This window comes from Aeromonas sp. QDB39 (assembly GCF_027707585.1).
Taxonomy (GTDB): domain Bacteria; phylum Pseudomonadota; class Gammaproteobacteria; order Enterobacterales; family Aeromonadaceae; genus Aeromonas; species Aeromonas hydrophila.
In genome coordinates this window covers 261,445-269,465 of the sequence record NZ_JAPCIV010000001.1, presented here as the reverse complement: position 1 = coordinate 269,465, position 8,021 = coordinate 261,445, and the positions used below count along the sequence as shown (strand labels likewise).

At 60.5% G+C, this 8,021-nt stretch carries 8 protein-coding genes; 4 read left to right on the top strand and 4 right to left on the bottom strand.

Annotated elements, in window-relative coordinates; genetic code table 11:
* Positions 1–88: 88 nt before the first annotated feature.
* A complete protein-coding gene (locus tag PG899_RS01200; protein WP_270696827.1) occupies positions 89–256 on the top strand; it encodes a helix-turn-helix domain-containing protein in 168 nt (55 codons plus the stop codon).
* A 65-nt stretch (positions 257–321) separates the two neighbouring features.
* The gene (locus PG899_RS01195; RefSeq protein WP_128271594.1) at positions 322–996 is read left to right on the top strand and encodes a hypothetical protein; all 675 of its coding nucleotides are present in this window, start codon (positions 322–324) and stop codon (positions 994–996) included.
* A gap of 335 nt (positions 997–1,331) precedes the next feature.
* Here the strand turns inward: PG899_RS01195 and PG899_RS01190 are convergent, their stop codons facing one another.
* Together PG899_RS01190 and PG899_RS01185 are read right to left on the bottom strand one after the other, a co-directional pair.
* The gene (locus PG899_RS01190) at positions 1,332–2,243 is read right to left on the bottom strand and encodes a LysR family transcriptional regulator (protein ID WP_077098001.1); all 912 of its coding nucleotides are present in this window, start codon (positions 2,241–2,243) and stop codon (positions 1,332–1,334) included.
* A gap of 317 nt (positions 2,244–2,560) precedes the next feature.
* Positions 2,561–2,875 carry a hypothetical protein gene (locus PG899_RS01185; protein ID WP_024943845.1) on the bottom strand — a complete coding sequence of 105 codons (315 nt, stop codon included), beginning with the start codon at positions 2,873–2,875 and terminating at the stop codon, positions 2,561–2,563.
* Positions 2,876–3,161: 286 nt separating this feature from the next.
* Between PG899_RS01185 and dcuC the strand changes: the two genes are divergently transcribed.
* A complete protein-coding gene (dcuC, locus tag PG899_RS01180; RefSeq protein ID WP_190283654.1) occupies positions 3,162–4,538 on the top strand; it encodes a C4-dicarboxylate transporter DcuC in 1,377 nt (458 codons plus the stop codon).
* An 83-nt stretch (positions 4,539–4,621) separates the two neighbouring features.
* A complete protein-coding gene (locus PG899_RS01175; RefSeq protein ID WP_077097997.1) occupies positions 4,622–5,656 on the top strand; it encodes a M20 family metallopeptidase in 1,035 nt (344 codons plus the stop codon).
* Positions 5,657–5,743: 87 nt separating this feature from the next.
* Here PG899_RS01175 and PG899_RS01170 read toward each other — a convergent pair whose 3' ends face one another.
* Together PG899_RS01170 and PG899_RS01165 are read right to left on the bottom strand one after the other, a co-directional pair.
* The gene (locus PG899_RS01170) at positions 5,744–6,400 is read right to left on the bottom strand and encodes a hypothetical protein (RefSeq protein ID WP_077097995.1); all 657 of its coding nucleotides are present in this window, start codon (positions 6,398–6,400) and stop codon (positions 5,744–5,746) included.
* Positions 6,401–6,531: 131 nt separating this feature from the next.
* Positions 6,532–7,875: an anaerobic C4-dicarboxylate transporter gene (locus tag PG899_RS01165; RefSeq protein WP_011705383.1), complete on the bottom strand. Its 1,344-nt coding sequence runs from the start codon at positions 7,873–7,875 to the stop codon at positions 6,532–6,534.
* Between the last annotated feature and the right edge of the window lie 146 nt (positions 7,876–8,021).

The following is an 8,021-nucleotide window of genomic DNA, read 5'->3' as shown; positions in this document are numbered from 1 at the left end:
GCTACACGCCGAAACAGCGTCTGGCACAGGCCGCATGACCTCTACTTTTGAATGCCCCTAAAAATGGGGGGATTACCAGGGGATCGCCTTGGCAAAGGCCAAAGGGGTCTACAAAGGCCGCAAGCCGACAGCGATGGAGAAGCGGGACGAGGTGCTGCATCTTCTATCAAAGGGCATCGCTAAGGCATCCGTGGCAAAGCGGCTAGGAATAAGCGTATCGAGTGTGCATAGGATTTTTGCAGCTCAAGCAGAGTAACGGTTGAGTCTCAATTGATTCTGTAAGTTTTAAATAAATGGTCATGTGTTCAGGGAGGATAAAAAATGTTTTGGGATTCTGTTATCGGAGGGTTGGAGGTTCTTACATTCTGGGAAACCTATGTCGCTGGTTTGGTGTATTTACTTATATTCATGGTCCCAATGGCACTCATGGGCCTAACAATGAAGGAGGGAATGGCTGCGGGTTGCGTTAGCATGTTGGTCATTCCAGTGTTTCAAGCTGCGGCAGTAGCAGTTTTTGTTCTTACTCTCGCACCAATCATTTTCGGCTTTGCAGAAGATGCTGCTTGGTCCTTCCCTTGGGTCGTGATCAGCATGCTTCCCGGCATGTTTATTAAACTGGTAGGTACTCTAGTTCTATCAGCGATTGGGGTGAGTTTTGTTCCACTTATCGGCCAGATGCGTTCCTTACATACACTCGTTTTGGGAGGCATTGCGTTACTCTTTGTTCTAAAAATATTCGGGTCTCTATATCCAGAGGTTGACTTGGGCAAGCTGGATCTTCTTCCTGGATTTTGGTTCACATCTGGATTGCTTATCATCGGTGGCTTAATGGCTTGGGTGGGGACTCTTGCTGCATCGATTCTTGCTACTGTTGGCAGTCGCAATTCCGAAGGCACCAGCATGTTACTAATGTTCCCAGTTGCAGCAATTTTCGGCTTTATCCCCCTGTTCATTTACGGAGCATGGATTGGAAACCAGCTCAGGAATGGCCTCTAAATAACGGATTCTAAGCTCCATTATGGTGGACTCATTACCCACCTCCTTCCTTCTAAGCTCAAGTATCTCTTGGGCTTTTTTTGTGGTTCTTCCAACAAAAACAGCTCGCAGTTCTTGATGCCATAGAGGGTGGTGGCCATGGGGAGTCCTTGTCTGCGGGCATGGGCCCGGAAAGCCGAAACTTGAGTCCTGAAACGGGAAATCAAGAAGAGACCCGATTCTGGCATTGTGGCGATTTCAAGGCAACGCCGATGCGCATGGGGGCGGTGGGGCGAGGCGCTGGTCGGGCCTGGGGGGAGGGGAAAAGTGCCCGGCGCTGGACGCGCCGGCGGGCATCAGAGTTCGCTCTGGGTGCGACACCAGAGGTGCAGTTCGGATTCGAACCAGTTGAGCATGGCGTTGTTGTCGTCGCGACGATGGCGAATGAGGCTCACCTCGAAGGTGGGCAGGGCGAAGCGGGTTTCGTACTCCACCAGATCCAGCAGCGGCATCAGCGGGCGCAGCACCCGGGCGGGGGAGGTGAGCAGCAGAGGCGCGCACGGCAGGATGAAGGGGGCCGCCAGAAAGCTTTGCACTATCAAGGGAGTGTGCCGGGTCATGCCGTGGGCGGCCAGCAGATCATCGACGATGCCCCCTTCGCTGCCGCGGGGCGCGACCAGCAGGTGCTGGGCCTGGGCGAAGGATTCGATGCACAGCACCTGGCCCTGCAGCGGGTGGCTGCGGTGGGCGGCGCAGATCAGCTTGTCCTCGAACAGCGGGATGCGGCGAAAACGGCCGGGCACCTCGTCCTGTTTGCTGATCACCATGCTGATGACCCCTTCGTCGAGCTGGCTCTCGTAGTCCGCATTGAGCGGCACCATGTGGATGCGCAGGTTGGGGGCCTGTTGCTGGAGCCGGCCCAGCAGGCTCGGCATCATCACATACTCCACATAGGTGTGGGCCCCGATGCGCAGCACCCCCTCGAACTGGGCGGGGTCGAGCTGCTCGGGGGGGCTGAAGGTCTGCTCGATGTCGTGCAGGATCTCCCGCAGCGGCAGCAGCAAGGCCTCCGCCCGGGCGGTGGGTTCCATGCCCTGGGGAGTGCGGATCAGCAGGGGATCGTCATAGAGCAGACGCAAGCGGGCCAGTGCCCGGCTGACGGCCGGCTGGCTCATGGCGAGCCGTTCGGCGGCCTTGGTGGTGTTGCGCTCCTCCAGCAGTGCCTTGAGCACCACCAGCAGGTTGAGGTCGACGCCTCGTAAATTCATTCTGTGCATAATGGAATACTAATAAATCATTTCCTTAAGCAGGGCCTTCACTTTAGTCTCATTTCCCGTCGATGGTCAGCATGAAGCTTGGATAAATCAGCGATTTATGCAAACCCATGTTGTCCTGTTACCTCTTTCGCGTGGTGCCGGAGGTGGCAAGATTCGACAGCCTGAACTCTTTACTCTGGTCATCCAGAGCGTTGCTTGCTTAGTACCCGCCGTCTCGGCGGGTTTTTTTTTGCCTGCAGTTCAGGAAAAGGGGGCCCAAAGAAGTACAAAACGCGCCGGCGGGCGCGTTATTGTGAGGGGTGGATGACTCAGGGCGCAACCGGCCACTGGTAGTCAAACACCTTGGCACGCTCCCAGGGGGCGTCCGGCAGACTGGAGGAGAGGCCGGTATATTTGCCCACATCGTCCACCACGATGGCGGAGAGGATCGGCAACTGGTGCTCGGTGCAGTACATGCGGATGCGTTGCAGCAGCGTGCGCAGCTCATCCTGGCAATTCTCCAGCCCGGCCTGCCTGGCCAGCTTGGAGTAACGAATGGTGGTGCGTTCCTTTGCAGACTCGACGAGGATGTCCCATAGCTTGTAGTCGCAGGTCGTCATGCCTGCGTTGGCTCGGTCTGTCATAACTCTCTCCGGCGCGAAACGGTCGCTGTGTGTCGATGCGCATCTTGGCCAGTTCACTGGCCCCTGACGTTGATCCAAAGCAAAAAAGCCTGAGGTTATTCGCCAGAACGCGTGGCAAAGGGATTCTAAAGGTTTGCCTTTAGTTTAAATTGCTGTATTTTGTTAAGTGCGTAGCATTTTGTTTCGTTGAAATGCGGTCAAGCCATCTTTCTTGACGGGGATCAATGGGAAAGCGCGGTCAGACCACTAGATTCCGCTCCTCGATAACTTTATCAGGAGTGAATATTTGGAACTCGTCTTCGTCTTGCTCGTACTGCTGGCCGTGGTCTACGGCATCGTCAAGGATTACAACCCGCAGGCGGTGCTGGCGCTGGCCGGCATGGCCATCTTCACCGTCGCCTACTGGCTGGGACTGCACCCCATTCTGCCCGCCGACAAGAGCACCGGCTTCGCCCTGTTCGACCTGTTCGAGGTGTTCAAGGGGATCTTCTCCTACCGGGCGGCGGGCCTCGGCCTCACCATCATGGCGGTGGCCGGCTTTGCCACCTACATGTCCCATATCGGTGCCTCCCAGGCGCTGGTGCGGGTGGCGGTCAAACCGGTGGCGGGCATTCAGTCCAGCTACCTGATGCTCTCCATCTGCTATCTGGTGGCGGTGTTTGTCTCCCTGTTCGTCACCTCCGCCACCGGCCTTGGCCTGCTGTTGATGGTCACCATGTACCCGGTGATGCGCAATCTCGGCATCAGCCCGGCCTCCGCCTGCGGCGTCATCGCCACCTCCCAGGCATTCGAGATCGGCCCGACCCAGACCAACGCCATCTTCTCCGCCGGCCAATCCGGCATGGATCCCACCAGCTATTTTGTCGACTACCAGATCTGGCTGGTAGCCCCCATGCTGCTGGTGACCATGGTGCTGCACTTCTTCTGGCAGCGGCACTGTGACCGCCAGGATGGCTGGGATCCGGCCCTGCATCGCGGCGAGCACGCCGAGCTGGACGAGAAAGACACCGAGGCGGTAGCCGCGCCCACCTGGTACGCCCTGCTGCCCATCATCCCCTTCGTGCTGATGATGACCTTCTCCAAGCTGCTGGTGACCACCATCAGCGTCAGCGTGGAGGTGGCCATGCTGCTGTCGGTCTTCATCGGCATGCTGTGCGAGCTGCTGCGCACCCGCTCGGTGCGCACCGCCTTCGCCGGGCTCTCCAGCTTCCTCGACGGCATGGGCAAGGTATTCGGCCCCGTGGTGGCACTGATCGTCTGCGCCGAGCTGTTTGCCGAATCCCTCAAGGCCATCGGCGCCATCGACACCCTGCTGCACTCTGCCAGCAATGCCGGCATCGGCAGCGGCCTGATGACCCTGGTGATGGTGGGTCTCATCATGGTGGCGGCGGTCATCATGGGTTCTGGCAACGCGGCGTTCCTGAGCTTCTCGACCCTGGCGCCCGCCGTGGCGGCCAAGTTCGGCGTGCCGGCGGTGACCATGCTGCTGCCGATGCAGCTCGCTTCAAGTATCGGCCGCACCGTCTCCCCCATCGCGGCGGTGCTGATAGCCTGTGCGGGCATCGCCAAGGTCTCCCCCTTCGTGGTGGTCAAGCGCACCTGCGTGCCCATGGCCGGTGCCCTGGTGACCGCGCTCACTCTCAACTATCTGCTGTTTATGTAACCGGGCGGCGGACGGCACGGTCCGTCCGCCCCTTTCATTCGGCCATCGGGCGGAAGGTGTGTCCTCCCGCCCAGGAGATGACAATGACAGACTCTCGCAACGCTTTTTCTCTGGACGCCTACCTGGCGGATCTGGCCCCCCTCATCAATCTCGAGTGCGGCCCCTGCCTCGAGATCACCAATGCGCCGGGGGCGGATCACTACGATGTGATGCTGGTGGGCCACATGGACACCGTCTTCCCGGAAGGGACAGCCGCCAAGCGGCCGCTGAAAATTGAGAGCAATCAGGCCTTTGGCCCCGGCGTGTCGGACATGAAGAGCGGTCTGCTCTCCACCTGGTATGCCTTGAAAGAGATGGATCCCGCCGTGCTGGCCAAGCTCAAGGTACTGGTCTGCTGCAACTGCGACGAGGAGATTGGCTCCCCCTGGTCCAAAGAGTGGCTGGTGGAAAAAGCCAAACAGAGTGGCTGCGTGCTGGTGGCCGAGGCTGCCCGCCCGAACGGGGATCTCATCAGCGCCCGCAAGGGCAACGCCAAGTACCGCATTACCTTCCACGGCAAGGCCTCCCACGCCGGCTCGGCCCTCACCGAAGGGGTCTCAGCCATCACGGAGCTGGCCCACTGGGTGCTGGCCATCAACGAGCAGGTCAACCTCGATACCGGCACCACCATGAACGTGGGGGTGGTGCAGGGGGGGACCGGCGTCAACGTGGTGCCGGATTTTGCCGAGGCGATCGTCGACTTGCGCTTCTGGAGCAATGAAGAAGCCGCCGCCGTGCACGAGCGGCTCACCTTCATGGCCAACAACCCCTTCCTCGCCGGTTGCCGGGTTGAAGTGGATCGCCAGAGCTTCAAGCCGGCGATGCGCCCGAGTGGCGACACCGATGCGCTGATGGCGCTGGTGGAGGCGGCGGCGAAAGAGGAGGGGATCTCCTTCAACTGGCTGGAGGCCGGTGGCGGCTCGGATGCCAACTTTACCGCCGCAGCCGGCGTGCCGTCGCTCGATGGCTTCGGCCCCATGGGGGGCGGTTTCCACTCCGAGGCGGAGTTCCTGCTGCTGGAGAGCATAGCGCCGCGCATCCGCCTGCTGCAGCGGGTGCTGGGCAAGCTGGTCAACTAGCTTTGGATGACAAACAAAACGGGAGGCCATCGCCTCCCGTTTTTTATCTGTCCTGTCGGTGCAGAGACATCGAACAGAGTAGAGTCACTACCCCTCATCCTCCAGCAGGTAGGCGAGCTGCTCCTGACGGGCAACCTGCCAGTGGCCGAGCGTCAGCGGCGCTGCAAAGCCCGGGCCGTCGGTCACCATGGTGTGGTACTCCCCCTGCTCGCCGCAGGCATCGAAGCCTCGGCTTGCCGCCAGCTGCTGCAACTCGGCCAGGGTGGCCGCATCGAGCGTGCGTCCCACCCACTCGGGGGCCAGCACCCGGGTGTCGACGCAGGAGAGGTGGGCGACGATGCCGCGGGTCAGCAGGTCTGCCAGCAGCGCCTCGCGGGGTTGCTGCCAGAGCGGGGTGTGAACGGCCAGATCGAGTGGGCGGCAGCGCTCGCGGATCCAGTTTGGCGCGCCCCCCACGCTGTCGATGTCGCCGGTGACCACCCCATCCAGGCGCCACTCCTCTTTCAATGCCGCCAGCGCCGTTTCATAACCGAGATCGAACGGCGCTTCGATGGTGATCAGCAGATGGGGCAGACCGAGAGCCGCTGCCTGCCGACGCACCTGTGACAGGGGATGGGCCAGAAAGCGGGGTTCGGGCGGGGCAAAGGTGGCCAGAGCCACCACCTGATGACCCGCTTCGCGGGCATGGCAGAGGGCCTGCATGGCATCCTTTCCGCCGCTCCAGAGCACGATGACGCGAGACATGGGGGAGATTCCGCAAAGAAAAGAGGGGCCATGCTACCCAGAGTGCGGGCGGTTGGCAAAACGGGATGGGGCAGGGCACAAAACAGCAGGCCCCCGAGGGGGCCTGCTGGACCGGCTAAGCGGTGTGTTGCTTAGAGCAGTATGCTGGTCAGCAGATAACCCAGGGTACAGGAGGTGGCGACCCCGATCAGACCCGGAATGATGAAGCTGTGGTTGATGATGAACTTGCCGATGCGGGTGGTGCCGGAGCGGTCGAAACCGATACAGGCCAGATCGCTCGGGTAGGTCGGTAGCACGAAGTAGCCGTAGCTCGCCGGTAGGAAGGCGATCAGCAGTTTCGGCTCCACCCCCAGCGCCAGCCCCATGGGTGCGATGGCGGTCAGGGCTGCTGCTTGGCTGTTCACCAGCTTGGAGATGAGGAACAGCACCAGGGCATAGGTCCAGGGCTGCGCCTGCACCACGTGGGCCAGGGTCTCTTTTAGCAGCGGCATGTGTGCCTGGAAGAAGGTTTCGCTCATCCAGGCGACCCCGAATACCGAGAAGATCGCCACCATGCCGGCCTTGAACACGGCGCCGTTGGAGATGTCACCCGGCTTGACCTTGCAGCGCATCAGGATGATGGCACCGGCGATCAGCATCATCATCTGGATCACCAGGTTCATGGAGAGCGGGCCTGTCTTGCCGCCCATCTCGAACACCGGGCGCAGGGAGGCATCGGCCCCCAGCACCACCACGGCGGCGATGGCGGCGAAGAAGATCCAGGTCGACCAGTAGGCCTCTTTCGGGAACTTGGTGTTGAGCAGGGTCTCACCACCGCCGTAGACGAAGGCTCGCTGCTCCGGATCCTTGATCTTGGCCTGGAACTCTTCGTCCTTGTCCAGATCCTTGCCGCGACGCAGGCTCCAGAGTGCCGCGACTATGACCCCGGTCAGCGAGGAGGGGATGGCGATCATCAGAATGTCGAGCAGGCTGTAGGCCTGGCCGATGCCGTGACCGGCTGCCAGAATGGAGACCATGGAGACCACGGCCACCGACACCGGCGAGGCGCAGATCGCCATCTGGGAAGCGACGGAAGCCACCGCCATCGGACGCTCGGGACGGATGTTCTTCTGCAGCGCGATGTCGGCGATGATGGGGAACATGGTGTAGACCACGTGGCCGGTACCGCACAGGAAGGTGAGGGTCCAGGTGGTGAGTGGCGCCAGCAGGGTGATGTACTGGGGGTGGCGGCGCAGCAGACGCTCGGCCACCTGCATCATCAGGTTGAGACCGCCAGCGGTCTGCAGGGTGGCGGCGCAGCCGATCACCGCCAGTATGGTCAGCATCACCTGCACCGGCGGTTCGCCCGGGGTGAGACCGAACACGAAGGTCAGCAGGAACAGACCGATGCCGCTGATGAGACCCAGCCCCATGCCCCCAAACCGGGTACCCAGCAGCAAGCAGCCGAGTACCACCAAAAATTCCATCAAGATCATTCCATTACCTCGCGTTATTTAATCCATGTCTGTGCTGTGTTGGGCTCATGGACCGGGATTGTCTGTTTTTTATTTAGCCCTAAAGGGTTAGTGGTTATTGTGCCTGCCAAAAAAGGGCAAAAATTTGAGGTACTTCAATAACTCAT